The organism is Mesorhizobium sp. CCNWLY176 (genome assembly GCF_037153935.1).
Taxonomy (GTDB): Bacteria; Pseudomonadota; Alphaproteobacteria; order Rhizobiales; family Rhizobiaceae; genus Mesorhizobium_M; species Mesorhizobium_M zhangyense.
Window position 1 is genome coordinate 229,214 of sequence record NZ_JBBBDZ010000004.1, and the last position, 26,802, is coordinate 256,015.

Here is a 26,802-nt window from a genome sequence, read left to right on the forward strand (position 1 = left end):
TTGTGTCGCCCGAAATCCCAACATACAAGACGAATATGATGGATGTCACGCAAGCAGGCAATGCCGGCACGGACTGGCGCGAGCAAGCCTACGATCTCACGCGCGGGATTGCGGCCTATGCCGCCTGCCCGCTGGTGGCGGGACTGGCGCGCATCATCGCCAAGCATCCCGAGGCCGATATCGCCAACGCCTTCAACCACAAGCAGGTCGCCTGCAAGATGTGGGCGCGCGACAGGCTGTTCGAGACCTGCGGCGGCCGATATCGGAACATATGGGTTCTCGGCGGCTGGTATGGCGTGCTGCCGGCGATGCTTTTCAACGATGCCCGCTTCGACATCACGGCGATCGACAGCATCGATATCGATCCCGAAGTTGGAGCCGTCGCAAAAACGCTGAACCGCGAAGTCGGCGACCGGTTCCGGGCCGTGACCGGCGATATGTACGCGCTCGACTATGCAGCCGAGCGGCCTGATCTGGTGGTCAATACGAGCTGCGAGCATATAGCCGATCTGCGCGGCTGGCTGGCCGTCCTGCCGCAGGGTACGACTGTGCTGCTGCAATCGAACGATTATTTCAGCGAGCCGACCCACATCAATTGCATTGCCTCGCTTGCCGCCTTCGAGGCAATGGCCGCTTTGAAGGAAGTGCGCTTCTCCGGCGAGCTGCCGACGAAAAACTATACGCGCTTCATGCTGATCGGGTCGGTTTAGCTCAGCCGCTCGCGCAGGATTTGAGCCGTGCGCTGCGCGCCCTCCAGATCGAGGCGGTGCGCGGCAGGCGCAGGCGCGGCCAGACTTCGTTCGATAGCCCGGGCAAGTCCGTCCGGCGTAAGGTCCTGTTCCGCCAGTACCGTTGCAAGGCCGAGTTCCCCGAGCATCAGGGCGCGAACCGTCTGTTCGGTTTCGCCGCCGGCGGCAAATGGAACGAGCAGGGAGCGGCAACCGGCGCGCAGGACATCGCAGACCGTATTGTAGCCCGCCTGCGAGACCGACAGGCGGGCGCCAGTCAGCAGGCTGGCGAAATCCTCGCGGAACCGGAAGACGGACAGGCCCGGCGTCGCTTCCGCCGTGATTGCCTCGAAATCTTCTGTGGGCAGATTCGGGCCGGTGATCAGGCACCATTTCCAACCGTTATTGGCCTTCTGAGCCGCCGCGACCGTGGACCTGACAAGGCTCTTTCCCGCCGCCCCGCCGCCAACCGACACCAGAACGTCGAAGCGTTCGGACGTCGCCGGCGGTGGTGGTGCGGCCACAAGGCCGGTATAGGCAACCTTGGCCGCTATCGCGCCGGCGAGCGGGAATGTCTTGTCGATCGTCGCGAAAGCGGGATCGCCATGAACCAATACGAGGTCGAAATACCGATCGATGAGATCGACAGTTTCCTCGTTCCGGCCCGGTTTGACGCGCTCCTGGAGAATGTCGCGGACGGATGTCACCAGCAACGGCCTGGGCGATGTCGCGTCGATTGCCTCGATCAGCGGCAGAAGTTCAAAGCGCATCTGCCGGCGGCCGAAGGGGAACGCCTCGATGATGACGATGTCCGGCCGGCAGTCCCGGAACTCTTTCAACAACATTTCACAGCGACGCTGCTTGAAGGCATCGTCGACGGGCTTGCCCTGCAGGTCGACCAGCCCGGAAAACCCCTCGTCGCCGGAGGTGACAGGCGCAAGGGTCACGGATTTGACCCCTGGTCCCGGAAATCCGGCGACCGGCGCTCCGCCGGTCACGACGGTCACGTCAAAACCGTCATGGGCAAGGGCTGCCGCAATGCGGCTGGCGCGTGCGAGATGGCCGATGCCCAACAAATGCTGGACATAGAAGAAGACCCGCAGAGGTTTCATACGGCCGCCTGCCACTCCCGTTCGAACAGCTCCTTGAGCTGATCGATGCTCGAAACATGATCGAAGTGATGGCGCACTTTGTGTTCGGCAGCTTCGCCGAGACTGGCGCGCAGGGCTGGGTCGCGTATCAGCCGCTCCAGCGCCTTGGCGAGCGCGACCGGATCTTCCGGCGGGACGAGCAGCCCGGTCTCTTCGGGCGACAGCAGTTCGGGAACGCCCGAAACGTCGGTCGAGACGCAGGCAAGCCGCTGACTCGCCGCCTCCACCAGAACATTCGGCAGGCCATCGCGGTCGCCATTGGCGGTGATCCGGCAGGCCAGCGCAAAGATATCGCTGCGGCGGTAGTGCTCCAGCACCTCTTCCTGAGCAAGCGCGCCTTTCCAGGAAACGCGGTCGGCAATTCCAAGCTTTTGCGCCAGCGCCTTGAGCCGGTCGAGTTCTTCGCCACCCCCGATGTGCTCGAAACGCCACGCCAGACCAGCGGGCAACAGCGCCAGCGCATTCAGCAGGATGTCGTAGCCTTTCTTCTCGACGGCGCGCCCGACGCTGAGCACGATCACCGGCTCTTCGGCCAGCGAGCCGTCGCACTCGCGGCGCACCTCACTGAAACTGCCGAAGCGATCCAGATCGAGACCGTGATAGCTCAGATGCACCGGCGAGCTGCCATTGGCGAGCTTCTTCAAATGGTCAAAGCCGGTTTTCGTGCAGGTGACCGTCCAGCGGGCCGAGGAAAGCTTGTCTGCCAGATCCCAATCCGCCGACGTCCAGATGTCTTTCGCATGCGCCGAACAGGTCCAAGGCAAGCCACGAAGCAGGCTGGCATAGCGCGTAACCGAGGCGGGCGTATGCACGAAATGCGCATGCAGCCAGCCGGCATCTGCCGGCCATTCGGCGGCCAGCACCAGCGCCTGCCCGAAGCGCCGCACGCGGTTGCGGGTGAAATCGCGGGGAAAGTCCGCCGCCAGCGACCTGAGCGCGCGCCAGAAGCCCGCCCTCGGAAGGCAGGCCAGCAGCGAGCGCGTCACGCGCAACGGCTCTTGATGCAGATATTCCGGCAGATAATGGACAGGCGCCCTGATTTCGTCGTGGACCGGGTGCCGCTTGCCGTCGGTGGGCCGCCGCAATGCTACGATCGCCAATTCGAGCCCGGCGCGTTCCAGACCGAGCAGTTCCTGGGCGATAAAGGTCTCCGACAGGCGCGGATACCCCTTCAGAACCACGACGATCTTACGGTGCTGCAACTCAGTTCACACCTTCAACGACCGAAAGATGGTGGCCCGCTCGCCGATCCAGCAGCTCGGCCACGATTTCGGAGATATGAGGCAACCCTTCCAGAGTGAGATCCGGGTTGCTCTGCGACGGGCGCGGACGCCCAGGCAGCGCCTTCAACACATCGGCAAAACGCTGTGCATCCTCGGCCTCTTCCGGCAAAAGCATCTCGATCAGCCCGAGTTCGGCCGCCCGGCGGGCGCGTATGAGCTGCTCCTCGCGCGGCTTGACGCGCGGCACGATCAGCGCCGGCTTGTCGAAGGAGAGGATTTCGCAATAGGTGTTGTAACCGCCCATGGCCACCACCGCCTTGGCTCCGGCGATCAGCTCTTCCATGCGGTTATCGAACTCGATGATCTTGATGTGGGGGATCTTGGCTCCCTTTTTCAGCAGCTTGCTGCGCTTGCGCGCCGGCATATAGGGCCCAAGCACGATCAGCGCCTTATGCTGCAATTGCGAATCCTGCTGGTAGGCGTCGATGACGTTATGGATCAACTCGGCGCCGTCGCCGCCACCGCCGGTGGTGACAAGAATATAGTCGCCCTCGGGCCGGTGCCCCGGCATCTCGTCCTGCTGCAAGCCCCGTTGCAGGAAGCCGACGAACTTCATCTTCGCCCTCACGGTCGGCGGCACTTCAAGCCCCGTCAGCGGATCGTAGAAATCCGGCGGGCCATAGGCCCAGATCTTGTCGTAGAACAGGCCGATCTTGCGCATAACGTCCTTGCGCGCCCATTCGGCTTCGAGCAGATGCGGCGCATCCTTCACCTCGCGCAGGCCGAGAATGAGCGTCGTGCCGCGCGTCTTCAGGTAGGACAGGGTATCCTCGATCTCGCCGCGCAGCCCGAGCGGCTCCTTGTCGACGATGAAGATATCCGGCCGGAAGGTCTCTGCAGTGTGGCGGATGATCGACTGGCGCATCTTCAGCGTCTCGTGCAGGTCGATATGCTTCTCCAGCGAGGTGTATTCGCCGTTGCGCAGCTTGATGACGCTGGGGATCTTCACGAAGTCGACGCGGGCGCGGTAGTCGAACGCGCCGGCGATGGTCGCGCCCGAAATGATCAGCACCTGAAGCCCGCGAAAATCCTCGACGAGCGAATGCGCTATCGTGCGGCAACGCCGCAGATGGCCGAGCCCGAACGTATCGTGGCTGTACATGAGAATTCGTGCGTCTTGTACGCGCTGGGTCATTATCGAACCTCTTTTAAAATTCTCACCTTTGAGGACCGTGGATGGCCCCGCAGGCTCCTAAACCTGTATTTGTCAATTGACGATAGCAAGAGCCGGCCGAAGGGGACCGCTCTTACCGATGCAATATGGTCACAGGCGATGGGAGCCACCGCCGCCGGGCAAGTCGCCGCGAAGGGCGGCGATATAGCCCGGTTCGTCATCCAAATCCACTGCCGTACGGTCATGGGAGCTGGGCGCCGCATCGACACGAGAAAATCGCTGGGTTTCGCGTAATCTGTCCGGCATCTCTGTCACCACGGAAAATGGCCCGCTCGGTATATTGCCGACAGACCAGAAGCTACCTCTTGGGAAAAACACTCGTCGCCCCCTGGATGCCCTGATCACTGTGCGAGAAGCATAGGCGAGCAACGGGCCTTCGATCAACCCGAATCTCGGATGCGAGCGGCAGGCTGCGCCAAGTGCGATCTTGCAACCCGCTATTAGGGAAAGTGGAATAAGGTCTCTCCAGTCGAAGGCTGAAGATGGGAGAGGGCCGTGGACAACGAGCCTGCGATTGCCAAGGACGTCACCTCGATGATCACGGGCGTCGGGCAGATCGACGACCGTCTGGTTGCCGGTCTCCACAGCAGACTGACCGCCCTGAACGGCATTTCTGCGGAATTCCAATCGTTGAGAGATGCATTTTCGGCGGCGGGTGTCTCCCCTTTCCTCTTGATTTTCCAGATCATTCTCGTTGTCGCTTTGGTTGGCGGCGTCTTCATCTGGATCAGCCGCCGTTTCCGGCGCGCGACCGCCGACAGAAGTTTCTGGCGCAGATTTTTCGCCGGTGTTGCGGCAGCAATCCTGGCGCTTCTGGCCGGATTCATCGCTGCACGCCTGCTCAGCCGCACCGACCTGGAAATGCGAACCCTACGGGTCTGGACTATTTTTCCTGTTGCCGGCGGAATCACGCTCTTCACGCTCAGACACGTTCTGATGGCTTCGATGCCGCCTGCTTTTCCCAAACCCTCCGTCCACATGGCAACGCTGGTGCGTGGTCTGTCGATTGCCATCGGCTGGGCCCTTGTCGGCATTGGGCTGATCGCAACGCTGCATCTTTGGGGCGCCGGGCCGGGTCTCATGGACCTTGCCGGGACCGGACTGGTCGGAATCCCTGCTTTTCTACTGTTCGTGATCGCAGTCTGGCGCAACAAACGCACAATGGTGGTTGCGGTCGCCGGTTCGCGGCCGAGAAGCCATTGGCGCGGGCGTCTCGCCAGGGCATGGCCGGCGATCGTGATCGGGTTCCTGCTCGTAACCTTCTGCACCACCGAAGCCGCCCAGACATTGGGAATGCCCATTCCGGGGTCCGCCATCCTTCTGACCGCGCTGATCTTCATCGCCACGCCGCATCTGGACACGATGATCAGCCATTGGGCACAGCGCGGGCTCAAATCGCCAAGCACCTCGATTGCGGCGGCAGCTGGTATGCAAACGGCGCGCTTCGCCATTCTAGTGGTCATGCTGGCGCTTCTGGAAACCCTGTGGGCAACGCCTTTGGCTGTCGGGCTGGGCTTCGGCCTGCAGTCGGTCGCAACCAATGTGTTCGACATGGCGCTGATCGCCTTGGGAACGGCGTTCCTGTGGAACGTCATCGGCACGATAACCGGGCGGGCGCTGCTGGCCGAGGTTCCGACACTCGGCGCCAATCCGGAAGCGCTGAGCGCCCCGCGCTCGCGCCTTGGCACGCTGGTGCCGCTGCTGAGCGGCGTCGGCAAATCCACCATTCTGGCGCTGGCCATGCTTTCCGTTCTGGTGACGATCGGGGTGAATGTCTGGCCATTGATCACCGGCCTGAGTGTCTTTGGCCTCGCGGTCGGCTTCGGCTCGCAAACGCTGGTGAAGGATGTCGTTTCCGGGCTGTTCTTCCTGATCGACGACGCTTTCCGCTTCGGCGAATATATCGAAACATCGGGGGCTAAGGGCACCGTCGAGAAGATTTCCATCAGGTCCGTCTCGCTTCGCCATCAGCGCGGTGCGCTGGCGACGATACCCTATGGCCAGATCGGCAAGATCCAGAATTACAGCCGCGACTGGGTGATCGAGAAGCTGATGTTCCGCGTCGCTTTCGACACCGATGTCGAACTTGTCCGAAAGCTGTTCAAGAAGATCGGCCAGGAAATTGCCGAGGACCCGGAAGTCGCCGAGGACCTGCTGGAGCCCTTCAAGAGCCAGGGCATTGCCGAGGTCGAGGACGGCACACTGGTCATCACCGCCAAATTCAAGGCCAAGGCCGGCAAGCAGACCATGATCCGCCGCGCCGTTATGGTGGCCGTGCATCGCGCCTTCCGCGAAAACGGCATCCACGCGGTTTCGAAACCGATTACGTCAAGTCCGGCGCCTGCCTGACTCCGGCTGCTGGCAGGTTAGAACTCCCCTGCTGCTTTGCTTCGGGCAAGTTTGCGCCATCTGGCGTTTTCGCGGACCAGTTTCAGGTCGTCCGTGACCTCGGCTAGCGTCCGGGAACGATATTGCCGAAGTAGTTGGGGGAAAAGCCCGCCTGCCGGCAGGCTTGCAAGCTGCTCCCGTACAGAGATCTGCTCGTCGATGACCCGCATGCCCCAGGCATTTTCCCGGACCTGCAATTCTGCCGCCAGATCGCGCTCTTCCGGCACATTTTCGTCGAGCGCGGCGAGCAAAATCGAGTGGAACAGCGCGACATAGCCGACCTGCCGCAGGCCGCCCAGAACCCGCACGCGCGGCAATATGGCAAGGACGAGGAACATCAGGAACAGGTTCGGCAGCAGCACGCCGTCCAGCAACGCCTGCCGAAGAGGCTCCCGCTCAAGCGGGACCGACACGCCATTCGGCCGCTCCGGTTCGATCAGGCGTCCGTTCTCGATGACGAGCTTGCGCACGCGCTCCTCGCGGATGCCCCAGAAATAATCGGTGGCATTGGGCAGGAACCTGCCGAACGGCCCGGATGCGGCCTCCAGCAAGGCATGATCGAGGCGCTGGCGCCGTTGCGGATTGGTAAGCAGCTTTGTGAGTATGCAGTTGTCGTCTTCGAGGTGACGGGCCAAGGCCTTGGCTGCAAGCCGGTCGTCGATGAAAACCGGCCGGGCGGCAGTCGAACGATCCCAATTGGCCACCAGGTCCTCGTTAAGGCTCGTCAGCGCATCGGCGGCGGTCGGGAATTTTCTGTCGGCGCTGGCAAGCAGCGTGCCGAGCCAGCGGCTGGTGTCGGTTTCGTTGCCTGCCGCCTCTAGGGCCGGCCTGTTGAGGGATACAGGACCGGCCGCGCAAACGCTTTTGCGGCACAGCTTGTGACGTCCCATGCCGAACAGATTGACCTTGTCGCCGCCGACATCGAGCCAGCCAGGCCCTTCCCGGCCGATTGTCTCCATGGTCATGGTCGTTCCCACGAAGCCGACGAAGGCCGACAACCCATTTTCGACCGCCCCGAGCCAGGCAAGCAGGAGGGCATCGAAGGTAATCCGGTCCATCAAGAGCAGGCAGTGCAGGCCGGATTGAATGACCGGCCTCTGCTCGAATTCCTCGATCGCCTTGCGGGCCTCTTCAGGCCGCATGAGCGTGCCAAGCCGATCCTGCAGCACATCACGCAGGATCGAGCGGGCGGCGATTGCCGGACCAGAAGCCGGCTTCGCAACCGGCCGCCACAGATGGCGGGCGTATTCGGACACTGGAGCGTTCCAGTTCTGCTCGATGTCGCGCACGACCTCCGGGCAGAGCAGCGATAGAACCGCCAGAGTTTCTGCAGGGGGCGTTGTGCTCGCGGCAAGGGCATCGGTCATCGGCTTCGTCTAGCCGGTTGCAGCGAAAACGCCAAGATCGATGCGGCGCCTCCGATCCGGAAGTGCTGAATTGACCGATGCGAGCGGTTCATCAGCAGATTGTAAATCGGGTCAAAATGGTGTGAGACGAACACCGGCTATTTCCGACGGAGTTCAACCCCATGAGCAATCACCTGTTCGACGCCATCCGCAACGCGGCAGTCGATCGTGGCGCAACTTTCATCGTCGCACCCGACGGGCGCGTCTGGACCTATGGTGACATGGTGGATTTTTCGGGCCGGCTGGCATCGAGGCTCATCGAGCTGGGCGTGAAGCCGGGGGATCGCGTCGCCGTGCAGGTGGAAAAGAGCCCCGAAGCGCTGATGCTTTACCTTGCCTGCGTTCGGGCTGGCGCCGTCTATCTGCCGCTCAACACTGCCTACACGCTTGCCGAACTCGACTATTTCATCGGCGATGCCGAGCCACATCTCGTAATCGTCGCACCCGGCGCTGCTGAAGGCGCCAGGCCGGTCGCCGCGAGATATAAGGCCACGGTCGAAACGCTGGACGAAAACGGCGGCGGATCGCTGCTTGCCGGCCTGGAGGCTGGCACCGACTTCGCCGACGTGCCGCGCGGCCCGGACGACCTGGCGGCGATCCTCTACACGTCCGGTACGACCGGGCGCTCCAAGGGCGCTATGCTGACCCACGACAATCTCCTGTCCAATGCCGCTACGCTGCGCGACTACTGGCGCTTCACGGCAAAGGATCGGTTGATCCATGCCTTGCCGATCTTCCACACGCACGGCCTGTTCGTCGCCTCGAACGTCATTCTGCTGTCGGGGGCGTCGATGTATTTCCTGCCGAAGTTCGACGCCGGCGAGGCCCTGCGGCTGATGACAAGTGCTACCTGCATGATGGGTGTGCCGACCTTCTATGTCCGTCTCGTGCAGCATGACGGGCTGACGCGTGAAGCGACGGCCGGCATGCGGCTCTTCATCTCCGGTTCCGCGCCGCTTCTGGCCGAAACCCACCGGCTGTTCGAGGAGAAGACCGGCCACGCCATTCTCGAGCGCTACGGCATGACCGAGACCAACATGAACACCTCCAATCCCTATGATGGAGATCGCGTGGCCGGCACCGTCGGCTTTGCCCTGCCCGGCGTTTCGGTTCGCGTGACGGAGCCCGACACCGGCAAGCTGCTCGGAACGGACGCAACAGGGATGATCGAGGTAAAGGGCCCGAATGTCTTCAAGGGCTATTGGCGGATGCCGGAAAAGACCATGGCCGAATTCCGTACTGATGGCTTCTTCATCACCGGAGACCTCGGCAAGATCGACGACCGAGGCTATGTCCACATCGTCGGGCGCGGCAAGGACCTGGTCATTTCGGGCGGTTACAACATCTATCCGAAAGAGGTCGAGACCGAGATCGACCAGCTTCCGGGCGTGGTCGAAAGTGCCGTCATCGGCGTGCCGCATCCCGATTTCGGCGAAGGCGTCACGGCCATCGTCGTCAGGAAAACTGGCGATGCCATAGACGAGCGCGCGGTGCTCGACGGACTGAAGGACCGGCTCGCCCGTTACAAGCAGCCCAAACGGGTCATATTCGCCGACGAACTGCCGCGCAACACGATGGGCAAGGTCCAGAAGAATGTCCTGCGCGATATGCATGCCAATTTATATGAGAGCGCTGACACCGGTCGCATCGCGACGGGCGGGTGAAGCTTAGGCTATCGCTGTTCGCTTTTCCGTTTCGCCGCTGCTTCCGCAATGGCCATGTCCCTTGCGCGCAGGAAGACGCTTTCCATCCGCCAATGCTCATTGCCAAAGCGGGAATCGGCGGCCCATTCGTCCCATCCATGATTGCGGCGGAACTCCCCAAGCAAGCCGGATGCAACGATTTCGTCCTTGTCGACATCGGTGGGGTTTTCGCAGTCGGGCGCGACATAGATCGCGTCCTCCCGGCAATAGAGTTCGCACATGAAGCAGGTCTGGCAATCCTGCTGGTGCGCTATCTCCGGCGGGCCGTTCAAGCTCGGCGCCAGCACATTGGTCGGGCAGATCTCGACGCATGCATTGCAGCCCGTGCAGCGCTCGGCAATGACCAGTTCGATCATGATGCGAGTTCCAGGGCGCGACCGTAGTCGCTTTGGGTCCATACCTTGTCCAGCCCGCCGACAAGAATGCGGCGGTTGAAACGCGGATCGGTCTCCGGCCTGTCCTCGCGCTGGTGCATGCCGCGGCTTTCGTCACGTGCCAGCGCGGAAGCGATGCACCAGCGGGCCGTCGCCAGCATCGCCGCGGTCTCGCGCGTCCTGAGCCGCGTATCGCCGCTTCCGCGTGCGTGGGCATCGACATCCGCCCAGACATCTTCGAGCAGTTCGGCCGACCGTTTCAATTTGCTGCCGTGACGAAAGATGTTCTTGTCGTAAGACAGCATTTCGCCTTGGATCGCCAACAGCGCCTGGCTCAGGTCGATGTCCCTTTCAACCGAGGCGGGACGAAGGCCCGCCTGACCGATCGGCCGACCACCGGACGCAGCGCCATTTTCGGCAGCAAAACGCGCCGCGCCTCTGCCCGCCCATTGGCCGGATGAAACGGCCCAGGCGGAATTGATGTTGCCGCCACCGGAAATCGCGCCGGCGACGAGTTCACGCGTTGCCGTGTCGCCTGCCGCAAAAAGACCCGGAACAGAGGTTGCGCAGTCATCGCCTACGACCCTAAGGCCGCCGATGCCGCGGATGGTTCCCTCGCCGTGCAAGGTCACCTCGAAGCGCTCGCTATAGGGATCGACGCCCCAACGCCGGAACGGCAGCATGAAATTCGGCGAGATCGTCGGCACCTGGGCGCGAATGTCCTCGGGCGTGCGGGAGAGATCGCAGAACACTTTTCCTTCCAGCAATGCGCGCGCCAATGGCCGCATCGTGTCGGGACCGGGCGGCATCGGGATCACAGCGCCATCCTCGTCGTAATAGGTGGCGAAGGCGTAGGACATGGTACGCGTCATCGTCGAGCGCACCGGCGCGACGGTATGATAGGTCGTGAACTCCATGCCGGAGAGTTCGGCGCCAGCCTCAGCCGCCATCAGATAGCCGTCGCCGGTGTTGGTATGGGAGCCGAGCAGACGCGACAGGAACGACGTGCCGCCGGTGGCCAGAACGACCGCGCCGGCATTCACCTGCCAGTCCCCACTCTTCTGCCGCCGGATTCCGCGAGCGCCGGAAACGGAGCCGTCCGGACGCTGCAGCAATTCCAGCGCGGGGCTGTGGTCGAGGATGGTAATGCCGAGGCTTTCGACGAGCCGGCGCAGGGCGCGCATATATTCCGGCCCACGCAGCGCACGATACTGTGGCGCACCGCTTTCATCCTTCGAGAAGTCGTAGAAGCCGGCGAGCGTTGGCAGGCTTTCCCAGGTCAGCGCCAGCGTGCGTGCCATCCAGCCCGCATCGTTCAGGCCAAAGCCGGTCTTGCGCCGGTTGGCGATCGCGTTCTCGCGCAGTTCCGGCGGGTCGGGCGGTATCCACCAATGGCCCGGTCCCGCGGTGGCGGTGACGCCGCTGGTGCCGCAATAGCCTTTGTCGGCGAGGATTACCGTCGCCCCGGCGCGCCGTGCGGCTGCGGCCGCCCAGGTTCCGGCAAGGCCGCCGCCGATGACGAGGACATCGGCGTTGAGTTCCAGCGTTTCTTCAGAGGTTCGGGCCATTGCGACAACTATCCTCGATCACGCATCGTGCTGTTTGCCGTGACGGACACCGAGCCAGTCGAGCAGCGTGCCGCGGATCCTGGCGAAATCGGGATCGGCCACATCGCGCTGACGCGGCAGGTCGATCGGCTCCTCATGCGCAATGATGCCGTCCTTCATCACCAGCACGCGATCGGCGAGAAGCACCGCCTCTTCTACATCGTGGGTGACGAGCAGTATGGCGCAGCCATGCCGCTGCCACAGCTCGCCGACGAGATCCTGCGCCTTGATGCGTGTCAGCGCGTCGAGTGCGGCGAACGGCTCGTCAAGCAGCAGCAGGTCTGGCTCCCGCACCAGTGCCCGCGCCAGCGACGTGCGCTGCGCCTCGCCGCCGGACAGCACCTTCGGCCATTGGTCGGCGCGGTGGCTGATGCCGACTTCTTCCAAGGCGGCAAGCGCCCTCGCGCGGTTCGGTCGTCCGGGCAGGCCGAGCACGACATTGCGCCAGACCGTCTTCCACGGCATCAGGCGCGGTGCCTGGAAAGCGACGGCACGACGCACCGGCACCTCGACATCGCCTTCGATCTCGCGATCGAGATCGGCCAGAATGCGCAAAAGCGTGCTCTTGCCGCAGCCGCTCGCGCCAAGAAGTGCAACAAATTCCCCCGGCGCGATATCAACGTCGAGATCCTTCAGCACCTCCCGATCACCGAAGCGCCGCGACAGGCCACGCACGCGCACCGCAGGCGCAGTTACCCCGGATCGTCCGGAAAGGCGCGGCGGCGCTTCCGGGACGACGATCTTCAAGCTCCGCTGAACGCTGGTCGCCATGCCAGGAAAATCCTTTCGAGGGTGCGTACCGTGAAATCCACGGCGAGGCCGAGAAATGCGTAGACGACGAGGCAGACGACAATCACATCGGTCTGGAAGAACTCGCGCGCATTGGCCATGAGATAGCCGATGCCCGCAGTAGCGTTGATCTGCTCGCCGAACACCAGCGCCAGCCAGGCAATGCCGAGTGAGTAGCGCAGGCCGACAAGGGCACTGGGCAGCGCGCCGGGCAAGACGACGTGGCGGATCATCGCCGCGCGCGACAGGCCGAGCGTCCGGCCGGCCTCGATCAGCGTCGAATCGACATTGCGGATGCCGGCATAGACGTTGAGATAGAGGGGGAAAGCCGTGCCGAGCGCGATCAGCGCAATCTTGGGCGCCTCGCCGATGCCGAACCAGATGATCAGCAGCGGGATCAGCGCGACATTGGGCACCGTGCGCATCATCTGCATCGGCGCATCGACAAGGTCCTCGCCCAGGCGAAACAGGCCGGCGACAACCGCGAGCGTGATACCGATGCTGCCGCCGATGGCGAGGCCGGTCAAAGCGCGCTGGAGCGAGACCAGCATGGCTTCCTGCAGTTCCCCGGTGGCGATCAGCTTGGCGGCGCTCGACAGCACCGTGGAAGGACCAGCCAGCACTTCGCCCGGCAGCACACCGGTGATCGATGCGAGATGCCATGCAAGCAAGAGCAGGAGCGGTCCCGACAGGCGCCTTGCCCAGCGCGGGACGCCATGGCCGGCAGACGAGACCGGCGTTATCTTCTGAAGGGCCAGCCCGGCAGAGCGGGGCGCTGCCGATGCTGTCTTGCCTCGACCACGTAATGGCAGCGGGATCGAGGCGACGGTTTCGATCGAACTCATCGACGTTTCTCCGAGTCGTCAGTTGGTCGCCAGATCGCGATAGACATAGTCTCCCAGATTGAGCGAGCCGGTGAGCACGCCGGCTTCCTTCCAGGTCTCGAAGACGTTCTGCAGGGACGCAACGAAAGCATCGTCTATCGGCAGGCGTTTGATGGCTGCTTCGGCCGGATAAAGCCGTTCCACCGTTTCGCGGTCCTGCTTGGCGAAGCCGGCGTAGAAATCGAGATAGGCGTCCTTGTTCTCGCGCGACCAATCATTGCCACGATCGACCCGGGCGATAAAATCACCGATCGCCGCCACCTTGCCGGGATCGGCAAGCGCAGTGTCGGTGGCGCTGTAGACCGAGTTTCCAGTGTTGATGCCTACGCCCTCGATCAGAACGTTGGCCTTGAGCGTTCCGATGGAACGGGCCAGAAAAACGCCCCAGGTTCCCCAGGCATCGATGCTGCCGGATTGGAAAGCGGCACTGGCATCGGCAGGGGTGAGGAAGGCGAGCTTGACATCATTGGCGGTGAGGCCGGCCTTCTTCAGCACGCCGAGCGTGAGGTAGTGTGCGACGCTGCCGCGCGTGGTCGGCGAAATGGTCTTGCCCTTCAAATCCTGGATGGTCTTGATCGGGCTGTCTGCCGGCACGATCAGCGAACTGCCGAGGCCGCCATTGGAGAAGTTCGCCACGACCTTGATCCTGGAGCCGCCAGCAATGGCGCTGACCGTAGGAGAATCCGCGGCCTGGCCGATATCGACGGCATCCGCTTTCAATGCCTCGTGCAGGTTGACGGCGGCGGGGTAAACCGACCATTCGATCTGATAGGGCACATCCTTCAAAAGCCCGGCCGCTTCCAGCTTGGCACGCGTGGCGCCCGTCTGGTCGCCGACACGCAGCACGACCTTGCTCAGATCCTCCGCGGCGAAGCTCGCGGTCGCTGCGCCAAGCAGCGATGCTGCCGCAAGACCACCCAATGCGAAATTGAAGAGACGGCGGAAAATGGTTGTCATGACGGGGCTCTCTGAACGTTGACTTGTTGATTCCGTGACAGGGCTTTCGGGCCGCTTCATCTGCGAGTGAACGTCATCAGGCTAATTTCTACAAAATTAGTAGACTAGGCATGGCGTACTGAACTTTGCGCCTATCGGAGGTTCGAATTCTTCTTTCCGTCTCGATGCCGGGCATGTTGTTCAACGCGCGGAATTGGTGGCGCGGCCTATCGCGACGCCTTGCGGACATCGAAGACATCCATCAGCGTCACCGAGCGAAAATCCGAGACCAGAACGGTTACGCGCACGACCCAGAAACCATCCAGAGGCAGCACGAAACCGTCGGCATGGAACGCATCGGAAGTGGTGCTGCGCGCCTCATGGGCGAAGGGGCCGATGCCATAAGACGGCTTGTCCAGTTCGACATTCACACTCATCGGCTCGAACGGCTTGCCGTCGAGCAGGAGATCGCCGACCTCGACGCGGACGGGGCCAACGATGGGCGGGCGGATCGTCAGCAACGCGGTGACACCGTCTTTCGCCGCGCGGACTTCCTGCGTTTCATAAAGTGCCGGATTTTCGGCAATCGAGCGCGGCGGCGGCGTGAAGCGCCACAGGCCGAGGACGGCAAGAACCGCGGTTCCGAGCACGATCTCGGCAGTGATGCTGCGCCGCAGCCGTAGGGCTGCATACGCATCCCCCGCCGCTGCGGGTGCCGTAAGTGTGTAGCGGTTGAACAGGGCGAGCAGCAACATGCCGGCGACGAGCGCGAGTTTCACCAACAGGACCAGACCGTAATCGGTCTGCCACAGCGCGCCGATGGTTCTGACCTGCACGACCGCGATAATACCGCCGCTGACAAGCAGCACGGCAATGACAGCCGGGATAGCGGCGGAAAACCGCTTTAGCGCAACCGCAGCATCGCGGCGCGCGAGGACAAGGCCGAGCAGCACGAGCGCGCCCAGCCAAAGTGCGACAGCGACCGCGTGGAAAAAGACTGCCGGCACAGTCAGCCAGCGCGGCGGCGCGGCGGAGGCATGGCCGCTGGCAGCAACGGCTGCCCCGAGCAGCGACAGCGCGACAGTGGCGAGAAGTCTTCCGAACGCCGACCGGTGCGCCGATTGTACCGCGCCATAGGCAAGGATGATCGCGGCAGCGGCAACAAGGGACGCCATGCCATAGCTCGTCGCCCACAGCCCGGCCTGCCAGATTTCCGACTTCAGGATGCCCGGCAGAGGCTCAGCCAATGCGTCGAGACCCTGAAAGGCGATCATTCCGGGTGCAGCAGAGAGGCCTACAAGCAGCGCCAGCGTGACAAAGCGCCTACCCGGCATCGGTTCCCTACCGGTCAGCCATGATGAAGCAGCAACGCCACCCACCCCGAAGACAAGTCCGGCCAGCAGCAAAAGCCGCGCTGTCCACAGCGCGATGCGAACCGGAAGGTCGGATTGCGCAGCATCGGCCGGGGCAATCGCGCTTGGCGAGCCGATCGAAAAGAGCAGGCCGCCACCGATCGGATGCCCGTCCGACGAGGCCACCCGCCACGACAGGATATGCGTTCCCTGTTCGAGAGCGCCCGGCAAGGCAAGCACGATGGCGGCGCCCCTCTCGCCGATGTCGGCGAGGATCTCGGTGCGTCCGCCGGGATGGATAAGCCGCGCGACAAGCGGCCGGACCGGCTCGGAAAAAGTCAGCGTCAGGTGCTTCGGCGCTTCCGCCAGCACCGCGCCATCCACAGGATCAGCTGTGACAAGCTGCGCATGCGCCAGCGCGGGCGCGACAGCGCCCGCTAAGGAAATGGCGACAGCGAAAAGCGCTGCCGCCAGCCGAACCCACAGCAGGCCAAGCCGCTTCACGATCCGGGCGAGACCTTCACCGAAGGCGCTGGAAACTTGAGCGCGTCCGAAGAACCGCCAGCCGGCGGAATCTCGATCCAGCGCTCGACGCCCGTCTCGCATTGCTGGACGATCGGCACGAAGAGCTTGTCTTGTTCAACGTCAGCCGAGACCTTTGCCCGGAAGGCGAACTCATCATAGTGCGCGGCTTCGAGCCTGCCGCCGCTCCAGGAAATCTCCTTGATCAACGCCTCTTCGTCCTCGCCGTGCGATGCGTGTCCGGCCGCAGGTGCACCGTCGCCCTGCGCTTCGACCTTGTTGATGTCGAGCGTCCAGCCGGGCTTGGGTTGCGGCCTGACCTCGGTCAGCTCCTCCGGTATGGAGACACGCACGGCGGTCGTCGGCGAGCCGGCGCAGCCATGCGGGATGCGCAGCACGAACTTTACGGTACCGCCTGCCTTCACCTCCTTGTTCTCGAAGGTGACATGGGCACTTGCCGGCCAGGCCATCAGGGTTGATAGGCCAAGCATCGCGCCCAGCAGGAGTTTGGGTTTCGGTGTCATGTCAGCTCCGGAAATCTGGGGGATCACCACGTCGCGGCAAGGCCGAGATGGCCAAGCGCTTCGCGGCGCAGTTCGGCCAGGCGCGGGTCGCCGCGATGGCGGGGATAGGGAAGATCGACCGTTATGTCGGCGACGATGCGGGCCGGACGTGGCCCGAAAATCAGCACACGCTGGGTGAGGAACAGCGCTTCCTCGACATCATGCGTGACCAGAACCGCAGTCAGCCCGGCTTCCTGCCACAGCTTCACCAGTTCGGTCTGCATGGTCAGGCGGGTGAGTGAATCGAGCTTGCCGAGCGGTTCGTCGAGCAGCAGCAGGCGCGGCTCGTTGACCAGGGCGCGGGCAAGCGCGACGCGCTGGGCCATGCCACCGGAAAGCTGGTGCGGATAGGCCTTGTCGAAGCCGCCAAGGCCGACCAGTTCGATGGCCTTGTCGACACGGTGGCGCGAGCTTTTCAGGATGCCCTGCGCTTCGAGGCCGAGCGCCACATTGTCCCACACCGTCCGCCAGGGAAACAGCGTCGGGTCCTGGAAAACAAGGATACGGGACGGGTCGGGATCGCCGACGACGGTGCCATCGACCTTGAGCGCGCCTTCGGTCGGATGATCGAGCCCGGCAAGCAGCCGGAGCAGTGTGGACTTGCCGCAGCCCGAGGGGCCGAGGAGCGCCACGAAGGAGCCTGGTTCAACCGAGAAGCCGACTTCGTCGAGAACCGGAAGTGGTTCGCCCTCCAGCTCGAACTGATGGGATACTTTCTCGATGTCGATCCGCTGGCCGGCTGCCGCATAAGCAACCGGCGCTTCCACCGTCAGCGCTACCATCTGACAAGTCCTTTCTGCCAGGAGAGCGACCAGTCGCGCACGCGGAAGAGAATGGTGATCAGCCCGGAGCACATCAGCGCCATCACCAGCAGTGCCGCGTACATGTTGGCGTAAGCGGCCCAGCCCTGCGCCCATTGCAGGTACCAGCCAAGCCCGGCCTTCACGCCGAGCATCTCGGCGATGACAAGCACGGCGAAGGAGGTGCCGAGGCCCATGAACAGGCCGACGAAGACATGCGGCAACGCGGCAGGGATCGCGACCTTGAGGATCAGGAAGGATGGTTTTGCCCCAAGCGTGCGGGCGATGTCATAGTAATCGCGGTTGACGCTGGCGATGCCGGACCAGGTGAGGATCGTCACCGGGAAGGCGGTGGCTAGCGCGATCAGGAAGACGCTGGCCGAGCCGCTGGTCGGAAACAGGAAGAAGGCAAGCGGCAGCCAGGCGGTCGCCGGCAGCGGCCCGATCAGCCGGAGCACCGGATGGACCCAATAGCTCGCCACCCGCGACCAGCCGATGGTGACGCCGGTCAGAAAGCCGGCAAGCGCGCCGAAGAAATAGCCCTTCGCCAGCAACAGCACCGAATGATAGACGCTCTCGGCAAGCCGCGCCCAGTCGTCGAAGAAGACTTCGAGAATACTCTGCGGCGAAGAGAAGAACGGCACCGGCAGCAAACCAGTCTTCGCGGTGACCACCTCCCAAGCGGCCATCAGCGCGGCGGCGGCGATCAACCATGGCCCGTAATAGCGCACTGTGCTGGCGACCGGGCCAAGCAGCTTGCCCGTGGCCGCGACGACCGCCACCGCTAAGGCGATCGCGAGCGCAATGATCGCGAGTTCGCGGCCATAGGGCTGCGGGATGATCTCGGGCCACAGCTCGATGAGCGCGGCAACGCCGATCCAGCTAGCCGTCGCCGCCAATCCGACAAGCCATATGCCGGCCCTTGCTTGATTGGCTTCCTGAACCGAAGCTTCGGCGCGCTCGGAAAATGCCGGATCGATCGATGTCATTGCAGCAGCTCCTTATGCGGTCAGCACGTCGGCATAGACGCGATCGGCGAATTGCTGCGGGTCGGTGGACTGCTTGAACACTTGGACGTCGCGCAGTTCCTGGGCGTAGAGCGCGATCTCCTGGCGCAGATCCGCCCCGGTCGGGTTGTGGCCATGGGTCTGGTCGAGCAGCACGCCGACCAGTTGCTCGACGGTCTTGTCCTTCGGTGCATTCGGCAGGAAGGCCTTTGCCGCAAGCTCGGGCTTGGCGACGGTGAGATCCTGCGCCTCCAGAAGCGCGCGGGTGAGCGCCGAGGCAGTCGGCAGGTCGTCGCGGATCAGGCTGCCGCGCAGGCCGACGATGCAGCAGACGCGGTTCTCAAAACCGTGATCGAGGTTGGAGGCAATCTGCGTGTATTTCGGATCCTGTAGCCAGAAATAGGCCTTGGGATCGCCGTCGGCGATGGCATCGATTTCGCCCTTCTCGGCGGCCAGTTGCAGAAGCTCGCCGGGATACTGACGCCATTCGACATCGGCGATCGGGTCCAGCCCCTCCTTGTGCAGCAGGATCGAGAAGAAATTCTTGCCTGGGCTGGCGAGGTCGGAAATGCCGATCGTCTTGCCCTTAAGCTGCTTAAGATCGGTGATGCCGGCCGATTTCAGCGCCACGAGGCGCGAGCAGCCGCCATGCGTGCCGGCTGTGATCTTGACATCGAAACCCTGTTCAAGCGCCTTCAGCCAGCGCAACGCCATGCCGACGCCGCCATCGGCCTTGCCGGTGGCAATGGCCTCCAGCAGCGCTTCGGTCGAGGCACCGAAATTGACCAGTTCGACATCGAGGCCATACTTCTTGAAGATGCCCTGCTCGATCGCCACGAAGACCGGCGCGAGGCAGATCGCCGAGGCGTTGGTGGCGAATTTGATCTTCTTCAGTTCGCCAACAGGTGCGGCAGCCGTCTGAGCCGCGAGATTGCCGACGGAGAATGCGCCGAGCGGGGCAGCAAGCCCGAGCGCGCCGGCGGTCTTCAGGAAGGCGCGGCGATCCAGTCCGCCAATCAGGGAAGCACTTTCAGTCAAAGGCGATTTCTTGACGATCCAGTTCATCTTCGTTCTCCGGTCGGTGTTGTCGAGGAATTGGTGGGGCGGATGGCGACGGCGCCGTTATTCGGCAGCTTCCACGCGCGGCACGGCATTGTCCCGCTCGGCGACGAGTTGCCGGACCCGGGGGATGAGATCGCGCCCATATTGGAACGCATCTTCGAGCGGATCGAAGCCGCGAATGAGGAAGGTGGTGACGCCTAGGTCGTAGTAATCAAGCAGCGCTTCGGCGACCTGATCGGGCGTGCCGACCAGCGAAGTCGAGTTGCCGCTTGCGCCGGTGAGAGCCGCGATTTCCGTCCACAACCGCTTGTCGAGGCGCGTGCCTTGAGCGGCAGCATCCAGCAGGCGCCGCGAGCCTTCATTGGCCGGCCGCTGCGAGCCGTCGCGGACATTGACGTTGATGAGCCTTTCGCCGGCGCCGGCGCGCAGGGCCTTTGCCCGCGCCAGGATGCGCTCGGCCTTGGCCCACGCCGCTTCTTCCGTTTCCGCCAGGATCGGGCGGAGCGAAAGGCTGAAACGCGGCGAGCGGCCATAAGGCTTGGCGGCCGCACGGATGCGATTGATGGTGTCGGCCGCCTGCGCCTGGGTTTCGCCCCAGAAGGCATAGATGTCGGCGTGCCTGCCGGCGACTGCGATTGCCGCATCCGAAGAGCCGCCGAAATAGATCGGCACGCCTTCAGGTCCCTGCGGCCTGACTTCGGAAAATGCGCCGGCTACCTGATAATATTTGCCGTCATAGTCGAACGGCTTTTCGCTCGTCCACTCCTTGCGGACGATGTCGAGATATTCGTTCGTGCGTGCGTAGCGCTCGTCCTTAGTCAGCCTGTCGCCGTCCTGCGCAAGCTCCTGGTCGTTGCCGCCGGTGATGATGTGGACCGCAATGCGGCCATCGGTCAGGTGGTCGAGCGTGGCAAGCTGGCGCGCGGCAAGCGTCGGCGCGGTAAAGCCCGGACGATGCGCGATCATCAGCTTCAGCCGGCGGGTGAGGCTTGCGACATACTGGCTGACAAGAATGCTCTCTGGTGATGTCGAATGGAACGCAAGCAGCACCCGGTCGAAACCGCCATTCTCATGGATCGCGGCCGCTGCCCCGATATGGCTGCGGTCGATGACCGGGCCGGAGCGGGCTATAGTCTCCGAGGCATTGTGATTTCCGATGTAACCAATGAATTCGACAGGCATGGGGAGCTCCTTGATGCTTGCTGATCAGATGCCGAGGGCAGCTTTGCCGGCGCCGATGCGCACTGTGTCTTCCTGCGGGCTGTGAATGCGGCCGCAGAGCACGTCACGATGGTGCCGTTCGAGCGGATTGCTGCGTGAAATGCCGTGATTACCGGTGAGCTTCAGCGCCTTCTCCAATGCAGCGATGGCGTTTTCGGTGGTGACGACCTTGATCAGGCCGGCTTCCGTCTGGGTGAAGGGGCGGCCTTCGTCGATGTCGCGTGTTGCCGATGCGATCAGCCGGCGGTTGACGGCGATGAGTTCCTCTATCTCGCCGACTGCCTGCTGGATGCGCGGCACCGTAGCCAATGGCTGGCCGAGATTGGTGGGTACGCGTGCTTTCAGGAAACCGACCAGCCAATCGCGCGCAGCTTCGGCGACGCCAGTATAGAGCGCTCCGGGCAGCACGCCGAACCAGGCTGCCTGCCCTTCTCCGCGGCTGTCCCATTCAGATGGAAAGCGGATGTCGACAGCATGATCGAGCGGCACCTGGACGTTCTCGAGGATGGCGTCGTCGCTTGCCGTTGCCCGCATGCCGAGCGGGTTCCACGTCTTTTCGATCCGCAGTCCCGGCGCATTTGCGGGCACGAGGAAGGCACCGACGCGCGGCTCCAGTTCATCGGTCCGCGCCCAGATGATCGCCCAGGTCAGGCCCGCAGCACCGGTCGAGTAGATCTTGTGGCCGCTGATCGACCAGCCATCTGCCGTGCGCCGCGCCGCGGTGGCTGGCAGCCCGCCACGGATGGGCGTGCCGAGTTCCGGCTCGACGCGGAAAGCATTGATCAGCGCGCCCTTGCTGACGGCATCGCCGATGACCTGGCGCACCAGATGATCCGGCCAGCGCCCCTTCGGCAAGGTGGCGAGATTGATGTACTGCATGATCAGGATCAGCGCCGTCGAGGGCTCGCCGCGGGCGATTTCCCGGATGACCTCGGCAGCTTCATGGAGACCAGCTCCACCGCCTCCGAATTCCACCGGCGCGGTGAGCGCCGTCAGGCCTGCTTCGTGCAGGAGCCTGATATTTTCGTGCGGAAAGCTGGCGCCCGCATCGTGGTCGCCTGCTGTTCTGGCAAAGACCCTGCCAAGCTCGGCTGCAACCGTCACGGAATCTTCAACAGCCGTCAGGCTGCGGGTGCGGAGCGGTGTGACGGTCATGGGCGAAAACCTCCTGCTGACCGTGCCGCCATCATTCCGCCGCCACGGCCAGTCGAGCGCTTGGGAAGAAAGCCCCGAGCTCTGCAACCGCCTGCTCGACGCGGCGGCGGATCGGATCGGAGACAAGCCGGTAGTCGGCAAAGTCGCGGTCGGCCGCATAGATGGCGCTCGGCAAGGTATGCGCCATGAAGAAACCAAAGAGTGGGCGAAGCTGATGCTCGACGATGAGCGCGTGGCGGTCGCCGCCGCCCGTCGCGGTCAGGATGACCGGCTTGCCCTGCAGGGCGAGCGGATCGATCAGGTCGATCAGATGCTTGAACAGGCCGGTGTAGCTGCCCTTGTAGGTCGGCGTACCGACGATGAGGGCGTCGGCGGCGATGATATCCTGCACCACCTGCCGCCCGGTTTCATCGAGATCCTTGTAGCTGCGGGCATTGCCGAGTGACGGGCCGACGCTGATGAGATCATGCAAACGAGGGGCAAGGCCGTAGCGCTCCTCGGCAAGGTTCGCCACCGCTTCCACCAAGGCGAAGGATTTGGAAGGACGGCTGAAGTTGCCGACGAAACCGACCAGATTGCCGCGTGCCATGTTATACCCTTCCGCATTGATTTCCGATGGATTTCCAGGCTTCCGCGGCGATTCAGCCAAAGACGACCGTGTCGTCGCGCAGTAATGTCTACAATATTTGTAGAATTAGGATTTGGGAGCGGCGGGCGTTTCGAATCTCGGCGTGACATTAGAAAAATCATGTCCAGCGAACGGCGGCTTTGAGGAAACCGCGACACGAATGCCGCGCAGGACCCTTGGGGAAAGCACACCACCGGTCGCCGCCTGAATTGGAGGAATCTTCGCTATGCGCCACCATCAGCGCAATTTTTTCTCTCGTCGGCAGAATCCCGGTCTCTATCCTGAACGGGACGCGATGCCGTCCCATTCTTTCGCCGCCTCAGCAGCCCTCACCGGAAAACGGAGCCCGCAATGCCCACTGCACTTTCGCTCAACGAAACGCTTGCCGAGTTTCAGTCCAAGCGGGCTTTGACGATGCCGGCAGACAAACTGAAGATCAATGTCGACCAGCGCCGCCTGCTCATCGAGACGGCCGACCGTTCGGCCTTCATCAAGGAGGGTGACGCCGTCGAGCCCTTCACCCTGGCCGAGGTCGATGGTGAGGAGCTCAGGCGCGATGCGCTGCTGAAGAAAGGGCCGGTGGTCCTGGTCTTCTTCCGCTTTGCCGGTTGCCCCGCCTGCAACATCGCACTGCCTTACTACAATTCCTATCTTGCACCAGAGCTGAAACGGCTGGGCGCGACCCTCGTCGGCGTGAGCCCGCAGGTGCCGGAGCGGCTGCGTGATATCAAGGAACGGCACAAGCTCGATTTCCTGATCGCAACCGATGCGGACAACGCGTTGGCGCGACGGTTTGGAATTCTCTATTCCTATGATGAGCCTTCGCGTCGCTCTGCGATCGAAAGCGGCAACCCGATCGGCGACGTGACGGGAACCGGCACATGGGAACTGCCGATGCCGGCTACGATCGTCATCGACCGCAGCGGCACGGTGCGCTTCGCCGATGTCAGTCCGGACTGGCTGGTGCGCACCGAGCCAACTGATGTTATCGATGCAGTGAAAGCAATCGAGGCCCGCGCCGCCGCCTAAGGCCACAAGACCCACAGACAGGACAAGCGAGACAATTTTGACGCACGATCACGACCATGACGGCCACCATCATCATCACGGCGATGACCATGACCACCATCACGCCGAGCACGACTGGCGCGACAATGGCGTCAAGGTCATCCCCGGAAACTCGCTCGATCCCAACACGGCGCAGACACCCGGCATGAACCGTGCCACCGCGATCAGCAAGGCTCGCGCCGGCGCGGAAAAGATCTGGGCCGGCACGGTGACCATCCACGCCAACGCCAAGACAGGCGCGCACCATCATGGCGATCTCGAAAGCATCATCTACGTGGTGAAAGGCAAGGCGCGGATGCGCTGGGGCAACAACCTCGAATATGTCGCCGAGGCCGGGCCGGGCGATTTCATCTTCGTGCCGCCCTATGTCCCGCATCAGGAAATCAATGCCAGCCGCGACGAGACGCTGGAATGCGTGCTCGTTCGCTCCGGCCAGGACCCGGTGGTGGTGAACCTCGACATCGAACCGGTGGAGGCACCGGAGGAAGTGCTGTGGATCGACCCTATCCACAAATAGGGCGCGCCGGCATCACGACGGGGAAAGCGGCGGCGGGCGGCGCTCGATCGGCTTGGACTTGACGATGGCCGTGCTCGTCTCGGCCTTGTCGGCAATGCGGTCGAGAATGCCGTCGAGCCGGTCGATGGAGCGGATGTAAAGCCGTGCCACGAAGCAGTCGTCGCCCGTCACCTTGTCGCATTCGCCGAATTCCGGCATGTCCTCGATCAGCTTCTGGACGATGTGCAGCTTGCCGGGCAGAGGCCGGATGCGCACGATCGCCTGCAATTGATAGCCGAGAGCCTTCGGGTCGATCTCGACCGTGAAGCCGCGAATGACGCCGCGCTCTTCCAGCCGCCGCACGCGCTCCGAAACGCTTGGCGAAGACAGGCCGACCTGTGCGGCCAGTTCCTTCAGCGAAATCCGCGCATCCTTGATCAGGATCTCGAGCAGACGCCTGTCGATATCGTCGAGCATTTTACATTTCCTCCTAAAACCTGCCTATTACCTTACATAATTAGGCACGATTGGTCCATCGCCTTTCCATAATCATAGAGAATGTCGTCTGGCTATGAGATTCTCAAATCCTGAAAACTTCAGGAGACGACTATGGACGAAAAGATGCGCGGCACGGTCGAGATGACCGCGGCAATGGCCATTCTGGGAACGATCGGCTGGTTCGTCGTCATGTCGGGGCAGCCGGTGCTGGACGTCGTGTTCTGGCGCTGTGCCTTCGGCGCGGCGACGCTGCTGATCGTCTGCGCGGCCCTTGGACTGCTGCGGGGCAGACTCACGCTTCGCGTCGTCGGCATCGCCGCGCTCGGCGGTGCCGCCATCGTCGTCAATTGGCTGCTGCTCTTCAGCTCGTTTTCCCGCGCATCGATTTCGATTGCGACAGCGGTCTACAACACCCAGCCCTTCATGCTGGTTGGCTTCGGCGCGCTCTTCTTTTCCGAGCGCGTGACCCTGACAAAGCTGGCATGGCTCGGGATCGCTTTTGCCGGCATGTTGCTGATCATCCAGACCAAGCCCGACGCCGGCTATGCCGGCACCGACTATTTTATCGGGATCGTCATGGCGCTTGGTGCAGCCTTCTTCTGGGCGGTTGCGGCAATCATCACCAAGAAGCTCGCCGGCACGCCGCCACACCTGATCGCGCTGATACAGGTCTGCGTCGGTATCGTCATGCTTGCGCCTTTCGCCAGTCTTTCAGCCTTGCCGACCGACGTCTGGAGCTGGACCATGCTGGCAACGCTCGGCGTCGTTCATACCGGGCTGATGTATATCCTGATGTATGGCGCCATCCAGAAGCTGCCGACATATCTGCAGGGATCGCTGTCCTTCATCTACCCGGTGGTCGCCATCCTGGTCGATGTCATAGCTTTCGGCCACCGGCTGCATCCGCTGCAGATCGTCGGTGCCGCCGCAATCCTGATTGCAGCCGCCGGCATGAATCTCGGCTGGTCGTTGTGGCGGTCGCGGACGTCATCGGAAGACCCGGCCTTGCCTGCTCAGGCAAGGATTCAACGCCAGGACAGCTGATCCTTAGGCAACCGCCCGCTGGGATCGAATACTGCGACCTTATGCGGGAGATCGGCTCCCCATTGCCAGAGGACGAGGTTGCGGTCCTCGGCCTCGGCGCCAGGCGCGAAGCTCGGCACGAGAAGGCCGGCAATGCCCCGGGCTGAAAGCCGGTCATGGATCGACCAGGAGGCCGGGCGGCTGCCGTCCGCCTGCGCTGACGCCCATGCACAGGCCATGTCACCTTTGGCAACAGAGAACTCCTCCCGCCCCTGCTCCATGGTCAGGTCCGCTATGTCTTCGCAATCGATCTCGTAGGAGCACAGCACGCAGGGGTCGATACGATGGGCAAAACCCTGGTTGGCTTCCTTGACCGCTGTCATGACGCTCAAGGCAAGGTAGAGCGCGGGCACACCCTTCGGGTTGAAGCGCGCACCCCTAATCGCTGCTCCGTCTCCCGATATCGGTTTGAATGCCCAGCGCGGATCATGCGCCCGGTAACAGGTTCCGATGAACCTCAAGCAAAGCCACCAACGGCCATATGGTCGAGATAGTCTCGAACCGCGCCGGCCTTGCCATCCTTGACCAGAGCCTCGGCGGTGCGCCCGCCAAAAGCCGGCAGCGGCTGCGCACGATACCAGGCCATTGCCTGTTCCTTGCCGCCTGCCCAATCAGCCACCCTGCTGATGATCTCGAGCATTTCGCGCAGCCGCCCCTGCGTCTTCGCAGTCCGGCTGCGCGCCACCCGGTAAAGCGTTTCCCGGGCCAAGCCGGCTGTTTCGGCAAGCTGGCCTTTGGACATGCCGAAACCATCGGCCACCTGCTCGATGGCGATCTTCCCGGCCCTGTCCATATAGGACAAAACCAGCGGCTCGTTCTGCAGAGCTATTTTAAGTACCTGGCCCATGAGGTTCACTTTGCCATATTGTTCGACATGTTTCTTGTGCAAAACATAGGGCAAACTCTCCTTGGTTTCAAGTTACG

General features: G+C 63.0%; 26 protein-coding genes. 6 read left to right on the forward strand and 20 right to left on the reverse strand.

Translation table 11 applies throughout. From position 1 onward, the window contains the following. Positions 1 to 35 precede the first annotated feature (35 nt). A complete protein-coding gene (locus tag WBQ96_RS08755; protein ID WP_336549240.1) occupies positions 36 to 710 on the forward strand; it encodes a class I SAM-dependent methyltransferase in 675 nt (224 codons plus the stop codon). Here the strand turns inward: WBQ96_RS08755 and WBQ96_RS08760 are convergent. From WBQ96_RS08760 to WBQ96_RS08770, 3 genes are read right to left on the reverse strand one after another with little or no spacing between them, the layout of a single operon-like run. Beyond that, positions 707 to 1,840, reverse strand: a complete 1,134-nt coding sequence (locus WBQ96_RS08760; protein WP_336549242.1) for a glycosyltransferase family protein — start codon at positions 1,838 to 1,840, stop codon at positions 707 to 709. The two genes, WBQ96_RS08755 and WBQ96_RS08760, sit on opposite strands and share 4 nt — an antisense overlap. After that, positions 1,837 to 3,081 (reverse strand): glycosyltransferase, encoded by a 1,245-nt coding sequence (locus WBQ96_RS08765; protein WP_336549244.1) that lies wholly within the window; start codon positions 3,079 to 3,081, stop codon positions 1,837 to 1,839. Before WBQ96_RS08765 ends, WBQ96_RS08760 begins: the two co-directional genes overlap by 4 nt. Before the next feature lies 1 nt (position 3,082). Then, positions 3,083 to 4,297 (reverse strand): glycosyltransferase family protein, encoded by a 1,215-nt coding sequence (locus tag WBQ96_RS08770; RefSeq protein WP_336549246.1) that lies wholly within the window; start codon positions 4,295 to 4,297, stop codon positions 3,083 to 3,085. A gap of 534 nt (positions 4,298 to 4,831) precedes the next feature. Here WBQ96_RS08770 and WBQ96_RS08775 point away from each other — a divergent pair. Further along, entirely contained in the window at positions 4,832 to 6,685 is a 1,854-nt protein-coding gene (locus WBQ96_RS08775; protein WP_336549248.1) for a mechanosensitive ion channel family protein, read from the forward strand. A 17-nt stretch (positions 6,686 to 6,702) separates the two neighbouring features. Here the strand turns inward: WBQ96_RS08775 and WBQ96_RS08780 are convergent, their stop codons facing one another. Further along, on the reverse strand, positions 6,703 to 8,091 hold the full coding sequence (locus WBQ96_RS08780) for a hypothetical protein (RefSeq protein WP_336549251.1): 1,389 nt from the start codon (positions 8,089 to 8,091) through the stop codon (positions 6,703 to 6,705). A gap of 161 nt (positions 8,092 to 8,252) precedes the next feature. Between WBQ96_RS08780 and WBQ96_RS08785 the strand changes: the two genes are divergently transcribed. Continuing rightward, positions 8,253 to 9,794 (forward strand): malonate--CoA ligase, encoded by a 1,542-nt coding sequence (locus tag WBQ96_RS08785; RefSeq protein WP_336549252.1) that lies wholly within the window; start codon positions 8,253 to 8,255, stop codon positions 9,792 to 9,794. 8 nt (positions 9,795 to 9,802) lie between these two features. Here WBQ96_RS08785 and WBQ96_RS08790 read toward each other — a convergent pair whose 3' ends face one another. From WBQ96_RS08790 to msuE, 13 genes are all read right to left on the reverse strand, one after another. After that, positions 9,803 to 10,189, reverse strand: a complete 387-nt coding sequence (locus WBQ96_RS08790; RefSeq protein ID WP_336549254.1) for a 4Fe-4S dicluster domain-containing protein — start codon at positions 10,187 to 10,189, stop codon at positions 9,803 to 9,805. Continuing rightward, positions 10,186 to 11,775, reverse strand: a complete 1,590-nt coding sequence (locus WBQ96_RS08795) for an FAD-binding protein (protein ID WP_336549256.1) — start codon at positions 11,773 to 11,775, stop codon at positions 10,186 to 10,188. The genes WBQ96_RS08790 and WBQ96_RS08795 overlap by 4 nt, the downstream gene beginning before the upstream one ends. 18 nt (positions 11,776 to 11,793) lie before the next feature. Further along, the gene (locus WBQ96_RS08800; RefSeq protein ID WP_336549258.1) at positions 11,794 to 12,585 is read right to left on the reverse strand and encodes an ABC transporter ATP-binding protein; all 792 of its coding nucleotides are present in this window, start codon (positions 12,583 to 12,585) and stop codon (positions 11,794 to 11,796) included. Then, complete coding sequence (locus WBQ96_RS08805; protein WP_336549260.1) at positions 12,558 to 13,448, reverse strand: ABC transporter permease subunit; 891 nt, start codon at positions 13,446 to 13,448, stop codon at positions 12,558 to 12,560. The genes WBQ96_RS08800 and WBQ96_RS08805 overlap by 28 nt, the downstream gene beginning before the upstream one ends. Before the next feature lie 18 nt (positions 13,449 to 13,466). Next, positions 13,467 to 14,444, reverse strand: a complete 978-nt coding sequence (locus tag WBQ96_RS08810) for an ABC transporter substrate-binding protein (protein ID WP_336549262.1) — start codon at positions 14,442 to 14,444, stop codon at positions 13,467 to 13,469. A 206-nt stretch (positions 14,445 to 14,650) separates the two neighbouring features. Continuing rightward, complete coding sequence (locus tag WBQ96_RS08815) at positions 14,651 to 16,279, reverse strand: copper resistance CopC/CopD family protein (RefSeq protein WP_336549264.1); 1,629 nt, start codon at positions 16,277 to 16,279, stop codon at positions 14,651 to 14,653. Then, positions 16,276 to 16,821, reverse strand: a complete 546-nt coding sequence (locus WBQ96_RS08820; RefSeq protein ID WP_165121178.1) for a YcnI family copper-binding membrane protein — start codon at positions 16,819 to 16,821, stop codon at positions 16,276 to 16,278. Before WBQ96_RS08820 ends, WBQ96_RS08815 begins: the two co-directional genes overlap by 4 nt. Positions 16,822 to 16,844: 23 nt before the next feature. Beyond that, positions 16,845 to 17,642: an ABC transporter ATP-binding protein gene (locus WBQ96_RS08825; RefSeq protein WP_336549268.1), complete on the reverse strand. Its 798-nt coding sequence runs from the start codon at positions 17,640 to 17,642 to the stop codon at positions 16,845 to 16,847. Next, on the reverse strand, positions 17,636 to 18,649 hold the full coding sequence (locus WBQ96_RS08830) for an ABC transporter permease (RefSeq protein WP_336549270.1): 1,014 nt from the start codon (positions 18,647 to 18,649) through the stop codon (positions 17,636 to 17,638). The genes WBQ96_RS08825 and WBQ96_RS08830 overlap by 7 nt, the downstream gene beginning before the upstream one ends. Positions 18,650 to 18,661: 12 nt before the next feature. Then, on the reverse strand, positions 18,662 to 19,732 hold the full coding sequence (locus WBQ96_RS08835; RefSeq protein ID WP_336549272.1) for an ABC transporter substrate-binding protein: 1,071 nt from the start codon (positions 19,730 to 19,732) through the stop codon (positions 18,662 to 18,664). Between the two features lie 57 nt (positions 19,733 to 19,789). Further along, a complete protein-coding gene (locus tag WBQ96_RS08840; RefSeq protein ID WP_336549274.1) occupies positions 19,790 to 20,911 on the reverse strand; it encodes an LLM class flavin-dependent oxidoreductase in 1,122 nt (373 codons plus the stop codon). A 24-nt stretch (positions 20,912 to 20,935) separates the two neighbouring features. Next, positions 20,936 to 22,105: an acyl-CoA dehydrogenase family protein gene (locus tag WBQ96_RS08845; protein WP_336549276.1), complete on the reverse strand. Its 1,170-nt coding sequence runs from the start codon at positions 22,103 to 22,105 to the stop codon at positions 20,936 to 20,938. A 31-nt stretch (positions 22,106 to 22,136) separates the two neighbouring features. Beyond that, a complete protein-coding gene (msuE, locus tag WBQ96_RS08850) occupies positions 22,137 to 22,694 on the reverse strand; it encodes an FMN reductase (protein ID WP_336549279.1) in 558 nt (185 codons plus the stop codon). Positions 22,695 to 23,084: 390 nt separating this feature from the next. Between msuE and WBQ96_RS08855 the strand changes: the two genes are divergently transcribed. Continuing rightward, positions 23,085 to 23,762, forward strand: coding sequence for a peroxiredoxin-like family protein (locus WBQ96_RS08855; protein ID WP_336549280.1), 678 nt, complete (start codon positions 23,085 to 23,087; stop codon positions 23,760 to 23,762). A 37-nt stretch (positions 23,763 to 23,799) separates the two neighbouring features. Continuing rightward, positions 23,800 to 24,318, forward strand: a complete 519-nt coding sequence (locus WBQ96_RS08860) for a cupin domain-containing protein (protein ID WP_336549282.1) — start codon at positions 23,800 to 23,802, stop codon at positions 24,316 to 24,318. Between the two features lie 12 nt (positions 24,319 to 24,330). On the opposite strand, the gene WBQ96_RS08865 is transcribed toward WBQ96_RS08860, so the two are convergent. Then, entirely contained in the window at positions 24,331 to 24,774 is a 444-nt protein-coding gene (locus WBQ96_RS08865; protein WP_336549284.1) for an Lrp/AsnC family transcriptional regulator, read from the reverse strand. Between the two features lie 132 nt (positions 24,775 to 24,906). Between WBQ96_RS08865 and WBQ96_RS08870 the strand changes: the two genes are divergently transcribed. Continuing rightward, entirely contained in the window at positions 24,907 to 25,839 is a 933-nt protein-coding gene (locus tag WBQ96_RS08870; RefSeq protein WP_336549286.1) for a DMT family transporter, read from the forward strand. Here the strand turns inward: WBQ96_RS08870 and WBQ96_RS08875 are convergent. Further along, positions 25,821 to 26,339 (reverse strand): RES family NAD+ phosphorylase, encoded by a 519-nt coding sequence (locus tag WBQ96_RS08875; protein ID WP_336549289.1) that lies wholly within the window; start codon positions 26,337 to 26,339, stop codon positions 25,821 to 25,823. The two genes, WBQ96_RS08870 and WBQ96_RS08875, sit on opposite strands and share 19 nt — an antisense overlap. Next, positions 26,336 to 26,725, reverse strand: coding sequence for an antitoxin Xre/MbcA/ParS toxin-binding domain-containing protein (locus WBQ96_RS08880; RefSeq protein WP_336549291.1), 390 nt, complete (start codon positions 26,723 to 26,725; stop codon positions 26,336 to 26,338). The genes WBQ96_RS08875 and WBQ96_RS08880 overlap by 4 nt, the downstream gene beginning before the upstream one ends. Positions 26,726 to 26,802 lie beyond the last annotated feature (77 nt).